The 22,685-nt window shown below is 40.9% G+C and carries 25 protein-coding genes and 1 tRNA gene; 11 read left to right on the plus strand and 15 right to left on the minus strand.

Annotated features, from left to right (window positions below):
- The first annotated feature begins 8 nt into the window (after positions 1-8).
- The gene (pgl, locus tag ABI367_RS01180; RefSeq protein WP_462226648.1) at positions 9-740 is read left to right on the plus strand and encodes a 6-phosphogluconolactonase; all 732 of its coding nucleotides are present in this window, start codon (positions 9-11) and stop codon (positions 738-740) included.
- A gap of 81 nt (positions 741-821) precedes the next feature.
- On the opposite strand, the gene infB is transcribed toward pgl, so the two are convergent.
- The 4 genes from infB to ABI367_RS01200 all read right to left on the minus strand — a co-directional run bounded on the left by infB (position 822) and on the right by ABI367_RS01200 (position 6,111).
- Positions 822-3,809 (minus strand): translation initiation factor IF-2, encoded by a 2,988-nt coding sequence (infB, locus tag ABI367_RS01185; RefSeq protein WP_462226649.1) that lies wholly within the window; start codon positions 3,807-3,809, stop codon positions 822-824.
- Between the two features lie 63 nt (positions 3,810-3,872).
- Entirely contained in the window at positions 3,873-5,108 is a 1,236-nt protein-coding gene (gene nusA, locus ABI367_RS01190) for a transcription termination factor NusA (RefSeq protein ID WP_462226650.1), read from the minus strand.
- Between the two features lie 5 nt (positions 5,109-5,113).
- Positions 5,114-5,581: a ribosome assembly cofactor RimP gene (locus ABI367_RS01195; RefSeq protein WP_462226652.1), complete on the minus strand. Its 468-nt coding sequence runs from the start codon at positions 5,579-5,581 to the stop codon at positions 5,114-5,116.
- A 110-nt stretch (positions 5,582-5,691) separates the two neighbouring features.
- On the minus strand, positions 5,692-6,111 hold the full coding sequence (locus ABI367_RS01200; RefSeq protein WP_462226654.1) for a hypothetical protein: 420 nt from the start codon (positions 6,109-6,111) through the stop codon (positions 5,692-5,694).
- Between the two features lie 107 nt (positions 6,112-6,218).
- Between ABI367_RS01200 and ABI367_RS01205 the strand changes: the two genes are divergently transcribed.
- The gene (locus tag ABI367_RS01205; RefSeq protein WP_462226655.1) at positions 6,219-7,208 is read left to right on the plus strand and encodes a hypothetical protein; all 990 of its coding nucleotides are present in this window, start codon (positions 6,219-6,221) and stop codon (positions 7,206-7,208) included.
- Here the strand turns inward: ABI367_RS01205 and ABI367_RS01210 are convergent.
- Positions 7,192-7,809, minus strand: coding sequence for a rhomboid family intramembrane serine protease (locus ABI367_RS01210; protein ID WP_462226657.1), 618 nt, complete (start codon positions 7,807-7,809; stop codon positions 7,192-7,194). The two genes, ABI367_RS01205 and ABI367_RS01210, sit on opposite strands and share 17 nt — an antisense overlap.
- A gap of 4 nt (positions 7,810-7,813) precedes the next feature.
- Positions 7,814-8,167 carry an MmcQ/YjbR family DNA-binding protein gene (locus tag ABI367_RS01215; RefSeq protein ID WP_462226658.1) on the minus strand — a complete coding sequence of 118 codons (354 nt, stop codon included), beginning with the start codon at positions 8,165-8,167 and terminating at the stop codon, positions 7,814-7,816.
- A 66-nt stretch (positions 8,168-8,233) separates the two neighbouring features.
- On the opposite strand from ABI367_RS01215, the gene pepT reads away from it, so the two are divergent.
- Positions 8,234-9,487 carry a peptidase T gene (gene pepT / locus ABI367_RS01220; RefSeq protein WP_462257995.1) on the plus strand — a complete coding sequence of 418 codons (1,254 nt, stop codon included), beginning with the start codon at positions 8,234-8,236 and terminating at the stop codon, positions 9,485-9,487.
- Positions 9,488-9,520: 33 nt separating this feature from the next.
- Here pepT and ruvC read toward each other — a convergent pair whose 3' ends face one another.
- Positions 9,521-10,093, minus strand: a complete 573-nt coding sequence (gene ruvC, locus ABI367_RS01225; RefSeq protein WP_462226661.1) for a crossover junction endodeoxyribonuclease RuvC — start codon at positions 10,091-10,093, stop codon at positions 9,521-9,523.
- A 151-nt stretch (positions 10,094-10,244) separates the two neighbouring features.
- Here ruvC and ABI367_RS01230 point away from each other — a divergent pair.
- Positions 10,245-10,320 (plus strand) — tRNA-Leu (locus tag ABI367_RS01230).
- Positions 10,321-10,329: 9 nt separating this feature from the next.
- Here ABI367_RS01230 and ABI367_RS01235 read toward each other — a convergent pair.
- Positions 10,330-11,226, minus strand: coding sequence for a DUF6263 family protein (locus ABI367_RS01235; RefSeq protein WP_462226663.1), 897 nt, complete (start codon positions 11,224-11,226; stop codon positions 10,330-10,332).
- Between the two features lie 24 nt (positions 11,227-11,250).
- Between ABI367_RS01235 and ABI367_RS01240 the strand changes: the two genes are divergently transcribed.
- Complete coding sequence (locus ABI367_RS01240; RefSeq protein WP_462257997.1) at positions 11,251-11,715, plus strand: hypothetical protein; 465 nt, start codon at positions 11,251-11,253, stop codon at positions 11,713-11,715.
- Here the strand turns inward: ABI367_RS01240 and ABI367_RS01245 are convergent.
- The 3 genes from ABI367_RS01245 to ABI367_RS01255 form a co-directional block, all read right to left on the minus strand.
- Positions 11,702-12,451 carry a hypothetical protein gene (locus tag ABI367_RS01245; RefSeq protein ID WP_462226667.1) on the minus strand — a complete coding sequence of 250 codons (750 nt, stop codon included), beginning with the start codon at positions 12,449-12,451 and terminating at the stop codon, positions 11,702-11,704. The two genes, ABI367_RS01240 and ABI367_RS01245, sit on opposite strands and share 14 nt — an antisense overlap.
- Positions 12,452-12,769: 318 nt before the next feature.
- Complete coding sequence (locus ABI367_RS01250) at positions 12,770-15,325, minus strand: non-ribosomal peptide synthetase (protein ID WP_462226668.1); 2,556 nt, start codon at positions 15,323-15,325, stop codon at positions 12,770-12,772.
- Positions 15,326-15,459: 134 nt separating this feature from the next.
- Positions 15,460-16,431: a glycosyltransferase family 2 protein gene (locus tag ABI367_RS01255; protein WP_462257999.1), complete on the minus strand. Its 972-nt coding sequence runs from the start codon at positions 16,429-16,431 to the stop codon at positions 15,460-15,462.
- A gap of 105 nt (positions 16,432-16,536) precedes the next feature.
- Here ABI367_RS01255 and ABI367_RS01260 point away from each other — a divergent pair, with 105 nt between their 5' ends.
- Positions 16,537-17,730 (plus strand): nucleotidyltransferase domain-containing protein, encoded by a 1,194-nt coding sequence (locus ABI367_RS01260; RefSeq protein ID WP_462226672.1) that lies wholly within the window; start codon positions 16,537-16,539, stop codon positions 17,728-17,730.
- Here the strand turns inward: ABI367_RS01260 and ABI367_RS01265 are convergent.
- Positions 17,717-17,941 carry a hypothetical protein gene (locus ABI367_RS01265; protein WP_462226673.1) on the minus strand — a complete coding sequence of 75 codons (225 nt, stop codon included), beginning with the start codon at positions 17,939-17,941 and terminating at the stop codon, positions 17,717-17,719. The genes ABI367_RS01260 and ABI367_RS01265 overlap by 14 nt on opposite strands.
- Before the next feature lie 145 nt (positions 17,942-18,086).
- Between ABI367_RS01265 and ABI367_RS01270 the strand changes: the two genes are divergently transcribed.
- Together ABI367_RS01270 and ABI367_RS01275 are read left to right on the plus strand one after the other, a co-directional pair.
- On the plus strand, positions 18,087-19,004 hold the full coding sequence (locus ABI367_RS01270) for a serine kinase (RefSeq protein WP_462226674.1): 918 nt from the start codon (positions 18,087-18,089) through the stop codon (positions 19,002-19,004).
- On the plus strand, positions 18,997-19,893 hold the full coding sequence (locus ABI367_RS01275; protein ID WP_462226676.1) for a sulfotransferase domain-containing protein: 897 nt from the start codon (positions 18,997-18,999) through the stop codon (positions 19,891-19,893). The genes ABI367_RS01270 and ABI367_RS01275 overlap by 8 nt, the downstream gene beginning before the upstream one ends.
- 79 nt (positions 19,894-19,972) lie before the next feature.
- On the opposite strand, the gene ABI367_RS01280 is transcribed toward ABI367_RS01275, so the two are convergent.
- Complete coding sequence (locus ABI367_RS01280; protein ID WP_462226678.1) at positions 19,973-20,380, minus strand: lasso peptide biosynthesis B2 protein; 408 nt, start codon at positions 20,378-20,380, stop codon at positions 19,973-19,975.
- A gap of 38 nt (positions 20,381-20,418) precedes the next feature.
- Positions 20,419-20,718 carry a PqqD family protein gene (locus tag ABI367_RS01285; RefSeq protein WP_462226679.1) on the minus strand — a complete coding sequence of 100 codons (300 nt, stop codon included), beginning with the start codon at positions 20,716-20,718 and terminating at the stop codon, positions 20,419-20,421.
- A 106-nt stretch (positions 20,719-20,824) separates the two neighbouring features.
- Here ABI367_RS01285 and cysC point away from each other — a divergent pair, with 106 nt between their 5' ends.
- The 3 genes from cysC to ABI367_RS01300 are packed head-to-tail and all read left to right on the plus strand — an operon-like array spanning position 20,825 to position 22,467.
- A complete protein-coding gene (gene cysC, locus ABI367_RS01290) occupies positions 20,825-21,439 on the plus strand; it encodes an adenylyl-sulfate kinase (protein ID WP_462226680.1) in 615 nt (204 codons plus the stop codon).
- A gap of 40 nt (positions 21,440-21,479) precedes the next feature.
- Positions 21,480-22,130, plus strand: coding sequence for a tRNA (guanosine(46)-N7)-methyltransferase TrmB (gene trmB / locus ABI367_RS01295; RefSeq protein ID WP_462226682.1), 651 nt, complete (start codon positions 21,480-21,482; stop codon positions 22,128-22,130).
- Between the two features lie 4 nt (positions 22,131-22,134).
- Positions 22,135-22,467, plus strand: a complete 333-nt coding sequence (locus ABI367_RS01300) for an MGMT family protein (RefSeq protein ID WP_462226684.1) — start codon at positions 22,135-22,137, stop codon at positions 22,465-22,467.
- Here the strand turns inward: ABI367_RS01300 and ABI367_RS01305 are convergent.
- The coding region (locus ABI367_RS01305) for a VOC family protein (protein WP_462226686.1) at positions 22,468-22,685 on the minus strand (218 nt) is incomplete at its 5' end.

Consider the following 22,685-nt stretch of genomic DNA (forward strand, 5'->3'; position numbering starts at 1 on the left):
TACCAAAAATGAAATTAAACATATTCCATACCGCTGATGAAGTGCTAACCGCTTTAGCAGCATATTTTGTTAAAGTAGCCAACGAAGCCATTACCGCGCGCGGCAAGTTTGCTGTCGCGTTATCTGGTGGCAGTTCACCTAAAAAATTGTACGAGCTATTAGCCTCGCCTGCCTTTAAGGACCAGGTAAACTGGGAGAAGGTTTATTTCTTTTTTGGCGATGAGCGCTATGTGCCACATACCGATCCCGAGAGTAACTACCTGATGGCCCAGAAAGCTATTTTTGATACGCTGGAAATTGATCGTTTAAATATTTTCCCGGTAGATACTACGCTTAGTCCCGAAGATGCTGCTAAACAGTATTTTGAAGATATTGAACAGTTTTTTGATGAGGATGAATTAAGCTTTGACCTGGTGCTACTGGGCCTGGGTGACGATACGCATACAGCGTCATTGTTCCCGCATACGGAGGCCTTACATGATGTTACGCCTGCTGTTAAAGCCAACTTTTTAAAGGACAAACAAATTTACCGTATCACTATGAATGCGCCCTTAATTAATGACGCGCGCAACATAGCCTTTTTAGTATATGGCGAGAATAAAGCCGTAGCGGTACATCATGCATTAGAGGATGATGAAAATATTGATCTTTACCCGGCCCAGTTAATTGATTCCATTGCGGGTGAAGTGCAATGGTTTTTAGATGAAGCGGCCGCAGCTGATTTGGAAGAAGAGTATTAAAAAACTGATTGACATTGACCACTAAAACAAGAAAAGGCCTTCAAAATGAAAGCCTTTTCTTGTTTTATGATGTATAAATAATTACAACTTCCTTTTTACTTCTACGTTTTCGTAAGCTTCTACTATATCGCCTACTTCAATGTTGTTAAAGTTTTGGATATTTAAACCACACTCATAGTTAGCTGATACCTCTTTAACATCATCTTTAAAGCGTTTTAACGAAGCCAGTTCGCCGGTATAAATTACAACACCTTCGCGCACGATACGTATCTTACTGTTACGTGTTATTTTACCATCCAATACCATACAACCTGCAATGGTACCTACTTTGCTTATCTTAAAGGTTTCGCGTATCTCAACGTTAGCCACAATTTTCTCTTCAAAGGTTGGTGCAAGCATGCCTTCCATCGCAGCTTTTATCTCGTTGATGGCATCGTAAATAATAGAGTATAAACGAATATCTATTTGCTCGGCCTCGGCCAGTTTACGTGCGCTTTGTGACGGACGAACCTGGAAACCAATGATGATCGCGTCAGATGCAGAAGCCAGCAATACGTCAGATTCTGATATTTGCCCAACTGCTTTTGATATAATGTTAACCTGTATTTGCTCAGTAGATAGTTTAAGTAATGAATCTGATAGCGCTTCGATAGAGCCATCCACGTCACCTTTAACAATAATGTTCAACTCCTTAAAGTTACCAACTGCCAAACGGCGACCGATCTCATCAAGTGTAATATGTTTCTGTGTACGTAAACCTTGCTCGCGCTGTAATTGCAGGCGTTTGTTGGCAATATCACGTGCCTCAACTTCGCTTTCCAGTACATTAAATTTATCACCCGCTGTTGGTGCTCCCTGCATACCCAATACCTGTACAGGTGTTGATGGGCCGGCAACTTCTACACGCTGGCCACGCTCGTTAGTTAACGCTTTAACACGCCCACTATAACAACCGGCTAATATGGGGTCGCCTACTTTTAACTGGCCCGCTTGTACAAGTATGGTGGTTACAATACCACGGCCCTTATCCAGCATGGATTCAATTACAGTACCAACGGCACGTTTATTTGGATTGGCTTTCAGCTCTAATAACTCAGCTTCAAGCAATACTTTTTCTAATAATAGCTCTACATTTAAGCCTGTTTTGGCCGATATTTCCTGGGTTTGGTATTTACCGCCCCATTCTTCTACCAAAATGTTCATGGCAGATAGCTGCTCGCGCACCTTATCAGCATTGGCACCGGGCTTATCAATTTTATTGAAAGCGAATATAATAGGTGCACCTGCAGCCTGCGCGTGGTTTATGGCCTCGCGGGTTTGTGGCATCACGCTATCATCAGCAGCAATAACTATAATTACAATATCGGTAACCTGTGCACCCCTTGCCCGCATGGCGGTAAACGCCTCGTGGCCCGGTGTATCCAGGAAGGTTATTTTTCCTTTATTATCAGGCAATGTTACTTCATAGGCACCAATATGCTGGGTAATACCCCCGGCTTCGCCACCTATAACGTTGGTTTTGCGTATAAAGTCAAGTAATGATGTTTTACCGTGGTCAACGTGGCCCATTATGGTCACAATTGGTGCGCGTGGTACTAAATCTGCCGGATCATCAGGTTGGTCAAGGTTGGCCTCTTCATCCTGTGGTTTTACAAACTCTACCTGAAAACCAAACTCTTCGGCAACAATGCTTAAAGTTTCGGCATCCAAACGCTGATTGATGGATACAAACATACCCAGGCTCATACAGGTAGATATGATCTGCGTTACAGATACGTCCATCATTAATGCCAGTTCATTAGCGGTAACAAACTCGGTTACCTTAATTACTTTCGACATTAATTCCTGCTCCATTGCCAATTCCTCGGCGCTGGAAGCTACATCATCCCGTTTTTGACGGCGGAATTTAGCACGCTGGGCAAACTTGCCCGATTTACCGGCACCGCTTAAACGGGCCAGTGTAGCCTTAATTTGATCTTGTATATCTTTTTCAGTCGGCTCTTCTTTAGGACCTGTACTTGCCGTACGGTTCCTGAAGTCAGGGCGGTTAGCATTATTATTGTTATTGCCACCCGGTCCGGTTATTCCATTATTGGCCCTGTTCCTAAAATCAGGACGGTTAGGGTTTATATTGCCCCCTTGAGGTTGCTGCCCGGTATTGCCCGGCTGTGCGCCTTGTTGTTGGCCGCCACCACCACCATGCTGCGGATTATGCCCGCCGCCCTGGCCCTCTTTGCGCTTTCTTTTACGCTTATGGTCTGCCGAGTTGGTGTTTGATGATGAGGCTACAGGGTTGCGTTTTGACTGGTCGGCAGGTAGTTGTATCTTTCCAATAACATTTGGCCCGGTTAACCTTTCTGCTTTTGCCCTTATTACTTCCTGTGGTTGTTCCTCCTCCTCGGCAGCCGGTTCAGTTGCAACAGGCGACACAGGTGGTACTACCGGCGCAACCTGTTTCGGTGCTTCTGCCACAGGCAGTGGTTTAACTTCGGGTACTATTTCAGCAACAGGCTCGGCCTGTTTAACTTCTTCAACCTTTGGTGCAACAGGTTGTTCCTGCGCAACAGGCTCCTGTTTTACAGGTGCCACCGGCTTTTCTTCTTTCTTTTCGGCCTGCGGTGCAACAGGATTTTTAGCATTAAGGTCTATTTTACCAATAACCTTTACACCCGGCAATGTATCATTGCGTTCCTCAAGCTTTTCGGGCTCAGGCTCGGGTGCCGGTTTTGGTTTTTCAACAGCCGGTACGTTGTATTGACCTGTATTTTTTATCAGTATCTCCTCGTTCTCAAAATCTCTCGAACGGCGTGCCTCAGCCGGTTTTTCAGGAAATTGGCCGGGCTCTTCTTTTCTTATCTTACCGATACTGATCTGCTTGGCCTCCTCCTTAATACTTTTATCAACAGCAAACTCTTTCAGCAACACGTTATACATTTCGCCTTCAATTTTAGCGTTAGGTTGTTTTTCGATTTTAAACCCTTTTGACGCTAAAAAATCAACTATAGTGCCCGTGCCTATATTCAGCTCTTTTGCTGCTTTAAATAATTTTATGGATTTGTCTTCTGACATTTAATAATTCTTTCTCCTGCTTATTATTGCAAAAATACGATTTTAATTTTGGGATATAGTTATTTATTCAAACTCGGCCTGTAATACTGCTAAAACTTCTTTTACCGTTTCTTCTTCCAGATCGGTACGTTTAACCAATTCGCTAACGGTTAATGCCAGTACTGATTTTGCTGTATCTAAACCAATGCGTTTAAATTCATCCAATATCCAGCTATCAATCTCGTCAGAAAATTCTTCAATATCCACATCTTCGTCATGCTCGTCCGCTTCGCGGTAAACATCAATTTCATAACCTGTTAATTTACCGGCCAGTTTTATATTATGACCACCACGACCAATGGCTAATGATACCTGATCGGGCTTTAAATATACCGCGGCTGTTTTTTTCTCATCATCTAATTTGATAGAGGTAATTTTGGCCGGCGATAAAGCACGTTGTATATATAACTGAATATTGTTGGTATAGTTTATAACATCAATATTTTCATTTTTCAACTCACGAACGATACCATGTATACGTGATCCTTTCATGCCCACACAGGCACCTACAGGGTCAATACGGTCGTCGTATGATTCAACAGCTACTTTGGCTCTTTCGCCCGGTTCGCGAACAATTTTTTTGATCGTGATCAATCCGTCAAAAATCTCGGGCACTTCCAGTTCAAACAAACGCTGTAAAAACTCGGGCGCGGTACGTGATATGATAATTTTAGGGTTGCTATTCAGCATATCAACCTTATGTACAATGGCTTTTACGCTATCGCCTTTTTTAAAGTAATCGGCCGGTATTTGCTCGGTTTTAGGCAACAATAACTCGTTACCTTCATCGTCAAGCACCAGAGTTTCTTTTTTCCATACCTGGTAAACCTCGCCGGTAACAATTTCGCCAACGCGGTCTTTGTATTTTTTGAAGATCTCGTCTTTCTCCAGTTCTAAAATTTTAGATACCAGTGTTTGGCGGGCGGCTAAAATAGCACGACGACCAAAACTTTCTAAGGTAATTTGCTCAATATGCTCATCACCTACTTCCAAATCCGGATCCAATTTTTTAGCCTCGGCCAGTTCAATCTCCAGGTCGTCATCTTCGCTAAAACCATCTTCCATTACCGTACGGGTGCGCCAAATCTCTAAGTCACCGTTGTCGGTATTCACAATTACGTCACAGTTTTCATCAGTTCCGAATTTTTTGCGGATCATGCTCCTGAAAACGTCTTCCAGCACACTCATCATCGTAGGGCGATCAATGTTCTTAAAGTCCTTAAACTCCTGGAAAGAATCAATTAAATTAATATTGCTCATTTTTTTTACTTAAATGATATTAAAACCTTAGTTTCTGTTATTTGCTCAATGGGGATAAGGCTTTCAACCAATTGCGCCTTTTTCCCTTTTTCTTTTATTTTTTCTTCAATGGTCAGGTTGGTTTGGTTAACTGCAAGTAACCTGCCTTCCTTTTTGGCGCCATCAGCCATTTTAATAGCTAACTCGCGCCCAATGTTTTTATTATACTGCCTTTGCGATGAAAGCGGAAAATCAACCCCCGGCGATGAAACTTCTAAATTATAAGCGGTTTCTATCGTGTTTTCTTCTTCCAGTTTAAAGCCTACATACCGGCTTATTTGTGCACACTCGGCAATACCTATGCCGCTATCGCCATCAACCAGTATATTCAGTTTATTGCCGTGCATTTTCACATCAACAATAAACAGGTCGGGCCGGTTAATTTCGGCTATCTTTTCTTCAACCAGCCGCGCTACTTTTTTTTCAATACTCATCACTCAATTTCGCTGATCCGATAAAATAATAAATAAAAAGAGGGGACAAATGGTCCCCTCTTTCTTTATTGGATGCAAATATAAGTAATATTATTAATTTTTCAAGGCTTTTATTGCTTAAAAATCAAATCGGTATAGGGCGTTTTGCCGGGCTGCCGCTTGCCTTTAATAAAGCCCCATATATCAGCGGTACTGCTGTAGCGATACCAGCGCATAAAATATAGCTGGTGTTTAGCAAAAGGGGTATCCGGTTTAAATATAATGGCACTGTCTTTTATAGCATAACTACCCGGCTGCATGGGCTGATAATCCTTCATATCGGTATCGGCGGGCATACGGTAAACCTGTAGTAAATTTTGCCAGCCATTGCTGCTATCGCGGTTTACATCCTGCATTATGGCGTAGTTTAACCCGGTTATTTTTAAGGTGTTGCCGCTATCAATAAGGCTAATATGTATAGCGGGAGCATCGGTTTTAGGTGTACAACTCAAAACCATACAACTTACCAGTAAAAGCAGGCCTTTTTTCATGATAGTAATATTACTAAATTAATTTAACGGACAAGGTATTAGTAATTGTTATGTCCTATTAGCACACACAATTTTCCATAAGCGGGTACATTGCTATCTTTGCGGCTATGCCGGCACAAATTTACGCCCCTTTTGAGGTATCAAACTTTAGCAACAAAACCTGTTTTTTAAGCGGTGCGCCCTTAAACAGCGAGGAAGAAAAAATACAGGTGTTCCCACAATGGCTCATGAGCCTTTACCAGCTGGAAGACCGGCCCTTTAAGCTGTTGGACGAAAGCATGGCTACTTATAAGGACCTGAAATTGCCCTGCTCGGCAGCCATTAATGAGCAATACCTGGAGCCGCTTGAATATGAAATTGCCGGCGCCTTTGCGCAGGGTTACGATGCCGTAAAGCAACTGGACGAGTTGAAGATATTTCAATGGGCCGGCAAACTGCTTTACGGTATCATATTTAATGAGATACAATCAGGCATAAAACAGCAGTATACACAGGGTCAGGAGTTTAATATTTCGCAATCTATTATCCATAAATTTAGCCACCTGCATGTAATGCTGCAAAGCCTTAACCTGCCCGTAGTGCTTGAAGATTTTAAGCCATTTAGCCTGTTTTTATTTAAGGTTGATAATAATGAACAAGAGTTTGGCTACCGCGATGAAATAAACACGCTAACCTTTGCCCTGCGCATACGCGATTTTGGGTTGGTAATTTGTCTGCAGGATAACGGCGCCAACAAACAATACCATAAAGAGATATTTGAAAAAATAAAAGACCATACCCTGCACCCTATACAGTTTGAAGAGTTTAGCGGGCGCGTATTTTATTCGGCCTACCTGTTTAACCGCCTGCCCGAGTATACTATTATGCCGGTTGGCGAAGAGGTATATATTGAAGCCATGCCCCTGCGCGGCATGAGCAACAAACCACTGTTTGACGACTGGGTGAATAAAACCTACGGCCAGGTGCTGGAAACTTTCTGGAAAAACTGGGGCTTTCTGCTATTAGAGATCATTAAGGACCCTGAACACCCCATGAGCTTTTTGTTTGATGCCGAAGGAGTGGTTATTGATGGCCGTACTATTAAATTGCCCCGGTAATTTGCCCGATAAAAAAGTGTACTACCGAAGGGTACATTATAATAGTAATAAGCAAACCGCTTAACGCGCCAAATAAGTGGGCATCATGGTTAATGGCATCCTGCGAGTATTTGGATGCATAGGTACAGTAAAGCAAGTATAATACGCCAAATAAAATAGCCGGGATGGGTATAGGTATGGGCATGATCATCATTTTGCTCATTGGCGAAAACAGGATAAAGCTAAATATTACCGCACTTATAGCACCCGACGCACCCAGGCTATGATACCAAAAATCCTCCTTATGTTTATAAACCGAAGGAAGATCGCTTAATACCATGCTTAAAAAATACAGCAGCCCAAATTGCCAGTGCCCAATGGTCGCTTCCAGCTGAAAAGCAAAAAAATAAAAGGAAAACATATTAAAAAAAAGGTGCATCCAGTCTTTATGTATCAGTCCGCTGGTTATTAAGGTATATAAATATTTACCTTTTGATACGCTATAGGGGTGTAGCATCATTTTGCCGTACAGATCCTCATTACTAAAGGTAATAAGCGTGGTAATAATGGTAAGCACAAAAATAATTGAAGCTACGGGCGTAAGTAATAAGTATTGTTCCATCAGGTTAATTGGCAGGTATTTGTGCCTGTATTGTTTTAGGCAGGCTTTTAAAAACTAAATTATACGAATGGTCAATCATATCGCAAAGCTGTTTGCGGGTTAATGAGCCATCCATTTGTACGGTGTTCCACATTTTTTTGTTCATGTGGTAGCCGGGTTGTACTTCGGTGTAACGTTCGCGGAGGTCAATGGCCAGTTCCGGGTCGCATTTTACATTAAAGGCGGTGCCGGGTGTTAAGCCCGCCAGCAAAAATATTTTGCCGCCAACTTTAAAAACCAACGTGTCCTCGCCAAAGGGGAACCCTTCGGTAGCTCCTGATTTTAAAAGGGCATAATCGCGCAACTCTTCTATATTCAAATTGTAGTAATTATGATAAACTGTCTGAAAAAATCAGTAATTATGGCTTCTGCAAATATAAGGCTTATGAAATTTACTTCGCCCATCAATTTTACGGTTAAAGAACGTTTTTTACGTTATGTTAGTATCGATACCCAGTCAGATCCTAACTCAAATACCTATCCCTCAACCCAAAAACAAAAAAATCTGGGCAGGCTATTGGTACATGAATTATTAGCTATTGGCGTAGCCGATGCGCATATAGACGAATTTGGTTATGTATACGCCACTATACCTGCCAATACCCACAAGCCCGATGTGCCCGTTATCTGCTTTTGTTCGCACATGGATACCTCGCCCGATTGCAGCGGCGAGGGGGTAAAGCCCATAGTGCATAAGAATTATCAGGGAGAGGACCTGGTACTACCTGATGACGCGTCGCAAATATTAAAAATGAGCGAACATGCTGATCTTAAAAATCAAATTGGTAATGATATCATTACCGCCAGTGGCAGCACTTTACTGGGTGCCGATAATAAAGCAGGGGTAGCCGAAATTATGGACGCCTGTTACCAACTCATTAATCATCCCGAAATTAAACATGGGGATATCCGCATATTGTTTACCCCTGATGAAGAGATTGGCCGCGGAGTAGATAAAGTGGATATTAAAAAACTAGGTGCATACGCGGGTTATACCATGGATGGCGAAAGCGCGGGCAATATGGAGAATGAAACCTTCTCCGCAGATGGGGCAAAGCTTATCATTAATGGTATAAGCAGTCACCCTGGTTTTGCCAAAGGTAAAATGGAAAGTGCCCTTAAAATTGCGGGTAAAATAATTGCGCAATTACCGGTTGAACTATCGCCCGAGGGTACGGATAATATGCAGGGCTTTGTGCATCCGGTTGATATGGACTGGCATGTGGAGCAAGCCAGTATTGATTTTATTATCCGCGATTTTGAAGATACTAAGCTTGTACAACATGCCGATACTATCAGGAAGATAGCGGATGAAATATTAAAGGATTATCCAGGTTCAAGCTACCAACTACAGGTAAAACCCCAATACCGCAACATGAAGCAGGTACTGGACCACCACCCCAAAATTGTTGAATATGGTATGGAAGCCATTCGCCGGGCGGGACTTGAGGCCAGGCTATGCAGCATACGCGGCGGTACGGATGGATCGCGTTTATCATTTATGGGATTGCCCTGCCCCAACATTTTTGCCGGCGAGCATGCCTTTCACGGCAAGCAGGAATGGGTATCGGTACAGGACATGCAAAAAGCGGTAGAGACCATTTTGCATTTAGCGATGATTTGGGAGGAGCGGGGTTAACTAAGCTTTAGGGCGAAGGCCTCTGCCTATCTACTAAACTATCCGCTTTGCGTTATCCTTTACAAAAGTATCCCAGCCGGAATAGGATTTTTTAGTGCCGCTTTTGCCGGCCGGAAACCGTTGAAAGGCATGACAAACAGCTACGGCCAGCCCGTCGGTCGCATCTAAAAAGTCAGGCGTTTCTTTAAAGTTGAGCAGGCTTTGCAACATGGCGGCTACCTGCTCTTTAGTAGCATTACCATTACCGGTTATAGCCTGCTTTATTTTGCGCGGCGAATATTCTGTAACCTCTACATTGCGCGCCAGTGCTGCCGCCATGGCCACACCCTGCGCACGGCCCAGTTTAAGCATTACCTGTATGTTTTTACCATAAAAAGGGGCTTCAATAGCCAGGCAATCAGGTTTGTAATTATCAATAAGGGCCAGCGTTTTTTCAAAAATGCGCTGCAGTTTAAGCATGTGGTCGTCAATTTTATCCATTTTTACCACACCCAGGCTTATCAGTTCGGCTTTGGTACCTATTTCCTTTATCAGTCCATATCCCATAACTGCCGTACCCGGATCAATACCTAAAATTATACGCTCTTTTATATTGGGTGGTTGCATTGTCGTCCTTTATATTGCTAACAATAACCTATTGGTGGCAATTGTTGCAGGTAATAAACTTACAACAATTTAAGTTTTGTTACACGAAAAAATTGGTCTTTGTAAATTATTGGCGCAAAAATTATATTTGCAATCTGGCACTAAATTTCCTCGGGACGTAGCGTAGCCAGGTATCGCGTCCCGATGTAAAATCGGGAAGATCGTGGGTTCGAATCCTGCCATCCCGACAAAAAATTCTATTTAGTTACAACCATAAAAGAATCGTCAGGAGGTAGCGACGTCTTTTCATCCTTTTTGGCACAATCCTCTGACAATGATATACGCCTCGTGGTAGAATACACCACACCATTTAATATTTGATATCCTGTAGAAATACTTTGTATAAGCCTTTGTACCAATATCCCCGATTTATTATCTACAATATAGGTTCCTGTAGAATTACTGTTAACCAGATCGCCGGTAACAAAACTTTTAAATTTTATAATGGTATTGGTTGGGGTTACCTGGTCTATCCAAAACCTTGTAGTCATTTTTTGCCGGCTAAATGTGGCTGTATCTTTCCATTTGTAGCCTTTTTTAATACCCCTTTTTACCACAAAGTTTGGTATAACATTAAATTGGCTCCCCTTTATAAACGACTCGGGCTGTATCCCTGCAAAGGACAATAAGGTATCATTTGCCAGTTTATCCGAAAAATCATCGTCTGACAGGATAATACCTGTTCTGTCAACCAATACATCACTATGCTTACCAACCATATACTTTAAGGCCGTCTCTATTTTTGAAGTAGTATCGATATCCTTTTCCGAATCAAAATGCATGCTAGCGCCGGCTGCAGTTATAACTACATCCATTTTAGGAATACTAACCTTAAATGTATAAGCCTTATCAGATACATCAGTTACTTTATAAGTTTTATAAACCGATGAAGATGAGGTTACAGTTAACGCTTTAGCTCCGCGTTGAATAATAAAAGTTGAATTTAAAAAGGTACGTTTTTGGTAATTGTCGCCTTTTTCAAAAGTAAAGATGCGCTGTACGGTTTGCGCATTGCTAATGCAACTGCAAAAAACAAAAAACACAGTAAGCAAAAGCTGTGTTTTTTTTGTAACCCGGTTTATTAACGCATCCATACTATTATATAATTGCCCGATTAATTGATAGAAAGTTTTAACTCGGGAACAGGTGGAAGCGGCGATACCGGCGGCAAAGCGGGGATAGACGGTGTTATAGATAGGGTAACAGCGGTTGTACCCTGGGTAGTTACCGTTGCAGGGGCTACAACCGCAGGGGCCGCAACAGCAACAGCCGCAGCAGTAGGTGCAGGCGGAGTTACCGGAATATCAGGAACACTTGGTAAAATGCTTGCGGGTGTTACTGTAGCTGCAATGGTTGCAGTAGGTACAGTGGCCGGTGTTGCCGGCATAGCCGTCACGGCAGTAATGGCAGTTACCGCGGCTGTAGTTGTAGTAACCTGCGGTACTGTTGGAACTGCAGGTGGCGGTACGTGCCAGTCGGAATTATTATTTAACCCGGTTTGCGCATTAGCACGGGTTGCAACTATTGCAAGCGTACTTATTGTTATTATGATGGCTAATTTTTTCATGATCATAATTTATTGATTCGTCTGTTTAAAGAAAGCGGGAAGCCCATTGAAAACATCATTGATGGTTTATCTGATGTATATCTGGTTAAGTCTGAAACGCCGGCACCAATAGAAAGCGCAGAGCCACTAAAAGGCCTTATTCCCAATGAGCAACCCAGGTTCATGCCTGTCCACTCGGCATTTATATTAACATGTTTTATTAATTCGTACGATACATCCCCAAATACCGCTGTTCCATATTTTCCCCGGCCATTAAGTACATCATAAGGGCTTTTTAAATAAAACCTGCCGCTACCTATACCTATGGTATAAGTAAGCCTTGAACTGCCGGGAGTTTTTGAACGGATGCCTTGTACAGAATGACTGAATGCGAAAAAGAAAGTAGGCGCAGGTGCATCTGATACCTGCGAAGGAGCTAATACCTGTAACGCACCGGCTGATATGCTGCTTGCTCTAAATATCTTATGACTAATAGTAAAATTTGCCGACAGGTCACTTAAACTGCGCACCTTAGTAATATTTAGACTTGCTGCCACATTTACAAACTTTGCAGAATTGCCAACACAAAACCCAACAGAGCTTATCAAATCAGCCTTATGGGTGTAAACAGAAGGGTACGAACCACCTACGCCGCCAAAAATGTATGAGCCATAGCCGCCCCAACCAGAAGGTGTCATTAAATTTTGCATAGCATCATTTGGTAACAATTCTTGCCTGTCAAATTTTTCAGGTTCGTTGGCAAGCGAATCCATTCTCATTTTTATTGCCCTTTCAAATATATTTTGGCAAAAACCGCGCTGCACACCAAGCATTAAAACAAATAAAAAACATAAAAATTTTAATGCAGGTTTAGAGCTCACGCTTATCAAATATTAAATATATAGTATAAAACACTATATGTACATATATTATTATTATTTATTAACCGTACAACGCTGATTATAAATAATATAATAAACAGTAAATATAGGCATTAATACATTTGTATGCAGAAAAATGTTAATTTATACGTGCCTGCAAATCACAACGTGTGAGCGTAAAAAGAGAAAATGCCCCCCGAACCGCAGGTATTAAAAACCCGAATCTAAAACGGCCTGAAGCTTTTTACCAAAATCCCGTATGTTTGAATTATCAAATATTGAAAAATGGTGCCCCTTAATGGTTATGCTTTTTGCTTTTTTTGCAAAACGCTTCCATCCCAGGTATTTAAAATCATCCATATAAAAAGTGATCTCGCTTGCCCTGAAAACAACAATATTGCCAACATACGGGGTTAACTGATATTTTTGATAGGCTGATATATGTAAGCTAAATACATCAAAATTTTCTTCATCTACAGACATCTGGGTTATTGCCGGTGCTTTTTTGCTAAACCGATTGCCAATTGTTTTTGCTATAGCTTTAAAAACGCCATTTGTATAGTTCAATGCACGCATTGGGCCGTATTTAAGCAGGTATAAGTTTAAACCTATCATTCTTAAACCGGTTATTAAATTATACCTGGTTTTAATCAATTCCGGATCGCGCGATAGCCCATCAATTATAGCCAGCAATTTAATTTCTTTGCCCATGCTTGTTAATTGTTTCGCCATTTCAAAAGCAATTATACCTCCTAAGGAGTACCCTGCCAGACAATATGGGCCATATTCGTTTTCGGCTAATAAACTTTTAATGTAGAATGCTGCAATATCCTCAATGGTTTTAAATGGATTTCCATCACTATCAAATCCGTTTGACTGAAAACCGAATACCGGCTGATCCTCATCAAGTTCATCACTTAAATTAAAAAAACCATCGGCAACAAGGCCACCACCATTTATCATGTAAATAGGGGTTTTTGTACCATCGGGTTTAATAGGTATCAAAATGTTGGGTATTTCCAGCGTGCTGGGGTTTGCCAGCAATTTTGCCAACGATTGGATAGTAGGGTATTGATTTAACAACAAAAACGAAACATGCTTATCGGTTTCCTTTTTTAGCATGGATAACATTTTAACCGCCATAATTGAATTGCCGCCCAAATCAAAAAAGTTATCATATATGCTTATTTCATCCTTTTGAAACACTGTTCGCCAAATGCCCAATACAACCTCTTCAAGAGCGGTTTTGGGAGCTACGGGTTGATTAACAGTCTCGTTTGCAAGTTTATATACCAACGAGTCAATATCAACCTTACCATTAAACGTAAAAGGGATATTTTCAATCTGCCTAATACTTGTTGGCAACATGTATCCGGGTAGTTTGGTTACCAGATAATCCCATACGTTTTGTACACTATAATCGGGTTTAAGCGTTACATAAGCTACTATTTGCATAAAGCCACGTTCGTTTTTCCTGGTTAAAATAACCGCATGATCAACTACCCCACTGTTTTTAATAGTTGTTTCTACCGATCCTAACTCAATGCGGTAACCATTTACCTTAACCTGGTCGTCAATACGGCCAAGGTATTCAATACTCCCGTTTTGCAGGTAACGGCCAAAATCGCCGGTTTTGAATAGCCTGCTGTTATTTTCTGTATCAAAGATGTTTTCTATAAATCTTTGTGTTGTTAACAATGGACGGTTAAGGTACCCTCTTGCTACACCAAGGCCCCCTATATATATTTCGCCTATCCTGTCCCGGGGCTGCTGCTGATGTTTTTCGTCTAATATATATATATCTGTATTATCAACCGGTTTACCTATTAATATTTTCTTTATTTCGCCACCCTCTAAAGGGGCACGCCAGTAAGTAGCATGTATGGTGGCTTCTGTTGGGCCATACAAGTTATGCAGCTCTGCTCCGGGTAGTTTAACTTTAAATAAATTAGCCTGAAAAGGTGTAAGGGCTTCACCACTACTTATAACCTGCCTTAAACTGCTGCACTCGCCAGGGTTAACTGCCAATAAAAAAAGCTCAAGCATGGTAGGTACAAAATGGGTTATAGTTACCTTCTCTCTATCTATGATATCCTTTAATTTTTGAATATCCCTAACTTCATCTTTATTAAGTACTACTAATGATGCACCGCTAATTAATGCCCAGAAAATTTCCCATACTGACACGTCAAAGCAAAAGGTGGTTTTTTGCAATACAACGTCGTGCGGTGTGGTTTTTAAATACTCTTTGGACCATAGCAAATTATTTACAACGCTTTGGTGTTCAATCATAACCCCATTAGGCACACCGGTTGTACCTGATGTGTAAATTACATAGGCCAGGTTTTGAACACCAATTGCAACATCAATATCTTCGCCCGGTAACCAATCAATTACCTGCAAGTGTGTATCAAGGTCAATGATGTCCGTTGAAGGCCCACTCGCTATTTTTTTTATATGTGCGCCAGATGTTATTATAGCCTTTGCCTTACAATCATTTAATATATAACTTATACGATCTTTAGGAAATTCAGGATCAATGGGCACATAGGCACCACCCGCCTTTAAAACAGCCAATAAAGCGACAATGAGGTTGGCGCTATTATCCAAACAAACGGGTACCAGCCCTTCGGGCTCAATACCTTTTGAAATAAGTAACCGCGCCAGTTTATTAGCGCGTAAATTTAAATCCTTGTAACTGATAGATTCGCCGTTATAGATCAACGCCGTATTATGCTCATTATCTTTAAAGCTTTTATCAAGCAAGTGTTTTAATGTAGAATTTGATGGATGATAATGCACTTAACAGGTTATTGACTAATGAAAAAATGAAAATAATAGTTTAAAAACGCAGGGGAAGCGCAAATTATATTGCAAAATACAAATTAACAATTAGGAAGTTAGTTATATTTCTGCGGCAATACGTTATTTTTATAAAATTGTGAAATAATTATTAAAACATGATAAAGTCCTAAAAATAATACTGAATTTATAGATACTATTAAATATTTTAGTTTAAACGAAAAAGAAGGCCTCTTATTCATGTAGCCGGATAGCACTTTAACAATATCAGCGTAGCTATGGGTTTCAATGCCAAAACATTTGCGCCATATAAATAGCCCTTCGCCATAACTATTCAGGTACTCTTCTATTTCATTTCCCCATTTGCTTAGTAAAATTTGCTTAAAATCGGTATTACCCAGTGTATTTGAAGATAATCGGGTATCCGGGTGCATATTTATTTGCACTAATGCATCGGGTATTGATTTTACTTTCAAATCCAGTTCAATTAACCGTCGACAAAGGTCATAGTCTTCCATCCTGCGCAATTGCTCATTAAACCACAAATCGTTATCTATAAATATTTTTTTGTTGATGATAATGGATGAACATGACATCATCATTAACCCGCGCTTATGCCGTACTTTATCATATTTATAATAGCGGTACATTTTAAACGGGTAAGGGTATATTTTGGCTTGGTTACCGCAATACAACAGTGCCAGGTTGGCATCGTTCAACAGGTGTTGCAAGCGTATTGCTATACTGTTATCTAATAGTTCGTCATCATCATCAAGCAAACAAACAAATTGGCCCTTAGCTATTTTAAGCCCGTCATTACGCGCGCCCGATGCAAACTCTTTTGTGCTGTGCATGTATTGCCAGTTTATATCGGGATATGTATTTTTAAAATCCTTTACAGTTTTTTCGGCTGCATTACTAAATGCCTTATCCGGATTGTTATCAACTACCACCACTTCCAGGTTTTTAATAACATTTTTTACAACCGAAGCTAAGGTCCGTTTTAAAAGGCGAGGGCGGTTGCGGGTAGGTATAAGTACGGTTACCAATATGTTATCAGTACCGTTCATATATTTATTTTGGGCTTCCCTGTTTTGTTCATACATTTAAGCACTCAATAATACTGAATTTTTCAGGCAGGGACAAAACGTTAACGGCATTAACACTCATCTTTCATGCTGACCATTAGGCAACTTAAAAAAACCTATACTGCCGAGCAGGTAACGTTGGTTTTGTTGGCAAGGCTATACTTTAATACCGCAACAATAAATGAGGTTACAACTTTTATAACCGAAACCACCATTAATTGGCCCCTTTTATATAAAATTATCCGTGCACAAGGCCTGCGGCCCTTTGTTTACTTTATTATTAAAAAGCACACTATTGTTACCTCCCCACAGTTTGAGGCGCGGTTGCAAAACAGCTATAATAAAACAAGGCGGCAAAACTTAACAATGGCCATTGCCGCCTCAAAATTGGCTGGGGTTTTTAAGGAGCGGGGAATGGTGATAATTCCATACAAAGGTCCGGCTTTTGCCCATAACTATTATGGTGATATAGCTCTCAGAGAGAGCGCCGATCTTGACTTTTTAGTTGCGCAGAATGATGTTGATGAAATTGAAAACTATTTTATTAACAATAATTATACAGCCAAAACCGCCGTACCTAAGCCCTATTTAAAATACTATATGCGGCACTTTAAAGATATTGTGTACCGCACTCCCGGTAAAACTGATGCTTTTAGTATAGAGGTGCATTGGCGATTAATGGAAAAATTTTCAGGCGATTACCCCGCTCACGACTTTTTTCTCCCTCATTTAAAAACTTATTCAATAGGTGGGGTAGCCGTAAATAAATTATCTCCTACTTATGATATGATAGCCGTAATATCCAACCATTTTGTGAAAGACATGAGCATAAAGTTCAAATACATGGTTGATATTGCCTGCCTGATAAACCAAGAAGGCGCATTAATAGACCAGCATATACTATTCGAAACCGCAAAGAGCTACGGCTTTAAAAAGCGGTTACAAATAGGGTTGGCTCTTACTGAAAATTTACTTGGAATAAAGATGGATGACGGGGGGGAAATATTGGATGCCGCTGCTTATTTACCTATCCCACTCGCATTTCCGCTTCAGTTGCCGCGGCTGTATATTAACGAGCCTGAATTTATACGTCGTTCTTTACAACTGCAGGATAACACCCTGAACAAAGTAAAGTTTATAGGTAAAATTATACGCTACGCTTTTTTACCCACTTTTGAAGATATTAACCGGCAAAGCAGCACCTCAAATAACATACTCGTATTAATTATAACAAGGCCATTCAGGCTGTTTTCCAGGGCAATAAAACCTAAAAAATTATGATCAACGGAATTATAGTTTCAAACACAATTGGCCTATGCCCTGGGTCCAATGTTTCAAGAAATAACTTCATATAATATAAAGAAACAATAGGCAACAGCGCCTGCACGCATTGCAGTTCCATATTAATAACCGTTATTTTTTTATCAACTTTCCACAGCAAAAAAGTGGCGCGTAAAAGGTCTGTACTAAACAATGCAATTTTTTGTTTCACAATATTATAGGAATGTCAAGGCGTACAGCGTAAAATTAATACGACAACCATTTTAAGGACCAATATAGCCAACGCAATTAGCATTTTATTTAGGCACAAAGTATATGTTTGATTTTTTTTAATTTCGACTCAAATAAAAGTAATAATGTTTAAATATTGGGGCTTCGGCCTGTATATTCTGTCTGAGATAAAATTCCCCGAATTTATGCCGGCCGAGTTTGAAAAGCCGGATCTGACCATTACTCTCGGCTCGGCTCCTGAACAATTAAACGGAGAGGATGTGGTAAACAAAGTACGGGTTTCTATGAGCCCTACTGAGTACCTGCAAAAGGTGCTTAATGTAGCAACCTATTATGTAGCAAATGGCAACGAAATACGTATTGACCCGAACCCGGAAGTTGACGAAAAAAGCATCCGTTTGTTTTTACTAAGCAACGCTATGGCCGCTGCGCTGCACCAGCGCAATTTGATACCGCTCCACGCTTCTGCTGTTTATCATGAGGATGGGGTTGTTTTATTTTGCGGCCCGTCGGGTGTTGGCAAATCAACCATTGTAACCGCCTTACAGACAAAAGGATATAAAGTTTTCTCGGACGATGTTTGCGTATTACAACCCGCTGTTGATAACCCCGATATAATTATGGCCGTGCCTTCATACCCCATGATGAAGTTGTGGGTAGACAGCTTTAATAAAACAGGGATAGCAATGGCAACTGAGGAGCAACGTATAAGACCGCACCTGGCTAAATATGCCCGTTTTTATCATGATGGATATGAGATAGCCCCCCGTCCAATTAAACGAGTATTTATGCTTGATTCTGCCAGCCTGGAGCAAAAAGTCGAATTTAAGGAAATGGCATCTATAGAATCATTTAACGCGCTACAGCGCAATACCTACCGACATGTGCAAATGAATGCCATGAAAAAGCGCGATTTTCACTTCGCCATCGTTAGTAAATTAACTGCCGCAGTACCTGTGTGCCGCATTAGCAGGCCTCAGCATTTAAATACCGTTAATGAAGTTGTTGAACTGATAGAATCAACCCTACAGCTTAATGGATAATTCCGGAGAAAATATAACCTCAAAAATTGTATGGCTTGCTTCTTATCCTAAAAGCGGCAATACCTGGTTCAGGGCGTTTTTAACTGCTTTATTGGGCGATGGCGACCTGAACATTAACCAGATGCGTACCGACGGGATATTTTCGTCAAGAAATATTTTTGATGATGCTACAGATATGGATTCATCCTATTTATATGATGATGAGATAAAACAGTTATTGCCCGATGTATTTACTCAGGTAGTATCGCAATACGCTAAAGAGCGGTTATTTGTAAAAATACACGATGCTTATACCTTAAATAGTGCGGGTGTACCTATTGTACCTGCCCAACCTACACTATGCGCCCTGTATTTTATACGCAACCCGCTTGATGTAGCCGGGTCATTTGCCAACCATAACGCAGGCACTATTGACGAGGCCATACAAACCATGAATAAACCTAAGGGCACTTTGGCCAAACAAAAACGGCCCATAGGTGAGCTAAATGTAAATAACCAGTTTGCACAATTAATGCTAAGCTGGAGTGGCCATGCCGAAAGCTGGACCAGCCCTGATGTGCCTTTCCCGGTAATGGTTTTACGCTATGAGGATATGCTGCACGACCAGCTGAACACCTTTAGCAAAGCCGTAGACTTTATGGGCCTGGATAAAACCCCCGGGCAAATTGAAAAGGCCCTTTTTGAAAGCCGTTTTGAAAGGCTAAAGGAGCAGGAAAAAGAAAAAGGCTTTATGGAGAAAAATCGCAAAACCGATTCTTTTTTCCGTAAAGGCAAATCAGGTGGATGGAAAGAGGAATTAACCCCTGAACAGATCAAATCCATAGTAGACAATCACCGCAAGGTGATGGAAAAATATAACTACCCCATACCGGATATGGCCGACAATTAAATATTTTTTTTAAGTGGGTAAATAAGAGACGCGCAGATACTTTTAATGCCAATTCACGGATATTTATTGTTTTTAAAAATCACGAAAAAAAAGCATTAACCTGAAACTGCGTAAGATCCATATTGCCTGTTATCACATTATCATTGGGGGTTTTTAACCAGGCATGGCCCTCATATTTGCCTTCATTTTTTTTAAACCCAATATATAAAGTGCTGGGTATATTGCGGCGGCGCAGTAATATTTTGCCGGTAAGGGCCAGGGTATAGCACTCGGTTTTCCAAAGCGCGTATTTATCACATAGCTTTAGGATATGGTAGGTTTTTTTTATTTGTGCTATTTGGTCGGGGGTCAATTCAACTTCGGGCCGTACATTGGTTTTGCCCAGCCAGCTCATCACTTTTTTAAAAGGCAAAAAACTTAATGTAAAACGCACATAGGCCGAGGTAACCAATGCTTCAAAAAACAGCATCCTGTTTGCCGCTGGCATATTAAAGGCTGTTTTAATTTTACGCAAAAAATTCATTGCTAATTGTTAGTAACGGTAATCATATCCAGTTTAAGCATACGCTGTACAAACTCGTCTAATTCAGTTTTTAGCTGCGCGGCATCTACATCATAAATCTCATCTATTTTAGCAAGTAACTCATCAATACGCATTGGCTCGGCAAGCAAGTTCCATATATCGCTTCCTACGCTGTTTACGCCAATATAATCACCGTTATCGGTGTTCATCATTACAATTTCTTCGCCCAAGGCGCTGGCTAAAAATTTATTTTCGTTTCGCTGTATTAAAGATGTTTCGGCTAATTTTACTGTTGTACTCATCACAAATTAATTGGGCTACAAATTAATCGGGTTACAAATATTAATATTTATTTCAATATTTTAGGCGTGATCATAAATTGTTTAACTTTCTAAGCAGGTACAGCAAATGTTAAAAAATGAGATAAGCCAAAACCTATTTGTACAAACAACTAAGGTAACCCGTGCCCAACGGGAAGGGCTTAATAATAACCGTGCTTTTACATTATGGTTTACCGGGTTATCATCATCGGGAAAATCAACCATAGCGGCCGAACTGGAAGCGCAACTTTTTGCCAAAGGTTACCGCACCTATATTTTAGATGGGGATAATACCCGGCTTGGTGTTAACAGCGACCTGTCATTCTCTAAAAATGACCGTACCGAAAACATCCGCAGGGTGGCGCAAATAAGTAAACTTTTTAACGATGCCGGCATTATTGTGATAGCCTCATTTATATCGCCTTTTAAAAATGACCGCAACGGTGCCCGCAATATTATTGGCGAAGATAGTTTTATAGAGGTTTTCATTGACTCGAGCCTGGAGGTATGTAAAAAGCGTGATCCAAAAGGATTATACAAACAGGCCCTCGCCGGAAAAATTAAAGATTTTACAGGGATAGATAGTCCTTATGAAGCACCTGCTTCGCCGGATATTCATTTACATACGGATGCGACATTGCCCGATGAATGTGTTAAAACCATAATTGACTGGCTTAACGCTACCAACCGGTATCAATTATAGTTGGGGGTAATAATCAAATAACTATTTTTGCGCCTTTATTATGGGAAAAGATAAAATAAGACGCTTTGCCGAGATAGAAACATTTAGCAATGTTTTACAATTAGATGCCGGCAAGGTTTATAAAGGGCAATGGAGTAACGGTTTTTTTAAAAACAACAACCCCGTTGTTTTAGAACTGGCCTGCGGTAAAGGCGAGTACACGGTTAGCCTGGCGCAAATGTTTCCGGGTAAAAATTTTATAGGTATTGACTATAAGGGCAACCGTATTTGGCGCGGCGCTAAAACCGCTTTAGAAGAGGGTGTAAACAACGTTGCCTTTTTGCGTATGCAGATAGAGAGCCTGATTGACTATTTTGCTCCCGGCGAAGTGGATGAGATTTGGATAACCTTCCCCGACCCGCAACCACAATTAAGCCGTGAAAAGAAGCGCCTTACCTCGCTCCGGTTTTTAAACATGTATCAGCCCACATTAAAACTGGACGGTGCCGTAAATTTAAAAACGGATAATGATGGCCTGTACGTTTATACCGCTGAAAAAATAGCCGAGTTAAAGCTTAAATTACATATTAATACCGCCGACCTGTACCATTCTGAATTTGCAGACGAGGTACTATCCATCAAAACCTACTACGAAAAAAAATATTTGAAGGATAATAAAAACATTAACTACCTTAAATTTTCATTTCAATAACACAATGCCCGATTATACTTTTTATGATAATGTGTATGATGTAGTGCGGCAAATACCGCCCGGCAGGGTAACTAACTACGGCGCTATCGCCAGTTATTTGGGAACCAAAGGCTCGTCGCGTATGGTAGGTTATGCTATGCAGGCATCAACGGCGGCGCAACCGCCGGTACCGGCTCATAGGGTAGTAAACAGGCAGGGATTATTAACCGCCAAATTCCATTTTGGTGGTAATTTAATGCAGGAGCTTTTAGAGGCCGAAGGCATAACGGTTAAAGACGATCATGTACAGGATTTTAAATCTGTTTTTTGGGATCCGGCTATTGAGCTGGCACTATAGTTATATATACTGCAGCAACTCCATCCGGTTACTAAACGGATCAACAAAACTAAACCGCTGGCGACCGGAGATATTCGGTTCTTCATGAATGCTGATGCCATTTGCCATAAGGTGTTTGCGGCATTCGGCTAAATTGGTTACTTCAAACGCAGTATGGCGGTTGCTGGGTGCAACAGGTGGCTCAATGCCAATATGTAATTCAATATCGGCAATTAAAA

It is taken from the genome of Mucilaginibacter sp. (genome assembly GCF_039935595.1).
In the GTDB taxonomy this organism is placed as follows: Bacteria; Bacteroidota; Bacteroidia; order Sphingobacteriales; family Sphingobacteriaceae; genus Mucilaginibacter.

What these genes read in the sequence shown, in the direction of transcription:
- pgl (WP_462226648.1), top strand. Translation starts at nt 9, where the DNA reads ATGAAATTAAACATATTCCATACCGCTGATGAAGTGCTAACCGCTTTA.
- infB (WP_462226649.1), bottom strand. Translation starts at nt 3,809, where the DNA reads ATGTCAGAAGACAAATCCATAAAATTATTTAAAGCAGCAAAAGAGCTG.
- nusA (WP_462226650.1), bottom strand. Translation starts at nt 5,108, where the DNA reads ATGAGCAATATTAATTTAATTGATTCTTTCCAGGAGTTTAAGGACTTT.
- ABI367_RS01195 (WP_462226652.1), bottom strand. Translation starts at nt 5,581, where the DNA reads ATGAGTATTGAAAAAAAAGTAGCGCGGCTGGTTGAAGAAAAGATAGCC.
- ABI367_RS01200 (WP_462226654.1), bottom strand. Translation starts at nt 6,111, where the DNA reads ATGAAAAAAGGCCTGCTTTTACTGGTAAGTTGTATGGTTTTGAGTTGT.
- ABI367_RS01205 (WP_462226655.1), top strand. Translation starts at nt 6,219, where the DNA reads ATGCCGGCACAAATTTACGCCCCTTTTGAGGTATCAAACTTTAGCAAC.
- ABI367_RS01210 (WP_462226657.1), bottom strand. Translation starts at nt 7,809, where the DNA reads ATGGAACAATACTTATTACTTACGCCCGTAGCTTCAATTATTTTTGTG.
- pepT (WP_462257995.1), top strand. Translation starts at nt 8,234, where the DNA reads ATGAAATTTACTTCGCCCATCAATTTTACGGTTAAAGAACGTTTTTTA.
- ruvC (WP_462226661.1), bottom strand. Translation starts at nt 10,093, where the DNA reads ATGCAACCACCCAATATAAAAGAGCGTATAATTTTAGGTATTGATCCG.
- ABI367_RS01235 (WP_462226663.1), bottom strand. Translation starts at nt 11,226, where the DNA reads ATGGATGCGTTAATAAACCGGGTTACAAAAAAAACACAGCTTTTGCTT.
- ABI367_RS01245 (WP_462226667.1), bottom strand. Translation starts at nt 12,451, where the DNA reads ATGGATTCGCTTGCCAACGAACCTGAAAAATTTGACAGGCAAGAATTG.
- ABI367_RS01255 (WP_462257999.1), bottom strand. Translation starts at nt 16,431, where the DNA reads ATGAACGGTACTGATAACATATTGGTAACCGTACTTATACCTACCCGC.
- ABI367_RS01260 (WP_462226672.1), top strand. Translation starts at nt 16,537, where the DNA reads ATGCTGACCATTAGGCAACTTAAAAAAACCTATACTGCCGAGCAGGTA.
- ABI367_RS01270 (WP_462226674.1), top strand. Translation starts at nt 18,087, where the DNA reads ATGTTTAAATATTGGGGCTTCGGCCTGTATATTCTGTCTGAGATAAAA.
- ABI367_RS01275 (WP_462226676.1), top strand. Translation starts at nt 18,997, where the DNA reads ATGGATAATTCCGGAGAAAATATAACCTCAAAAATTGTATGGCTTGCT.
- ABI367_RS01280 (WP_462226678.1), bottom strand. Translation starts at nt 20,380, where the DNA reads ATGCCAGCGGCAAACAGGATGCTGTTTTTTGAAGCATTGGTTACCTCG.
- ABI367_RS01285 (WP_462226679.1), bottom strand. Translation starts at nt 20,718, where the DNA reads ATGAGTACAACAGTAAAATTAGCCGAAACATCTTTAATACAGCGAAAC.
- cysC (WP_462226680.1), top strand. Translation starts at nt 20,825, where the DNA reads ATGTTAAAAAATGAGATAAGCCAAAACCTATTTGTACAAACAACTAAG.
- trmB (WP_462226682.1), top strand. Translation starts at nt 21,480, where the DNA reads ATGGGAAAAGATAAAATAAGACGCTTTGCCGAGATAGAAACATTTAGC.
- ABI367_RS01300 (WP_462226684.1), top strand. Translation starts at nt 22,135, where the DNA reads ATGCCCGATTATACTTTTTATGATAATGTGTATGATGTAGTGCGGCAA.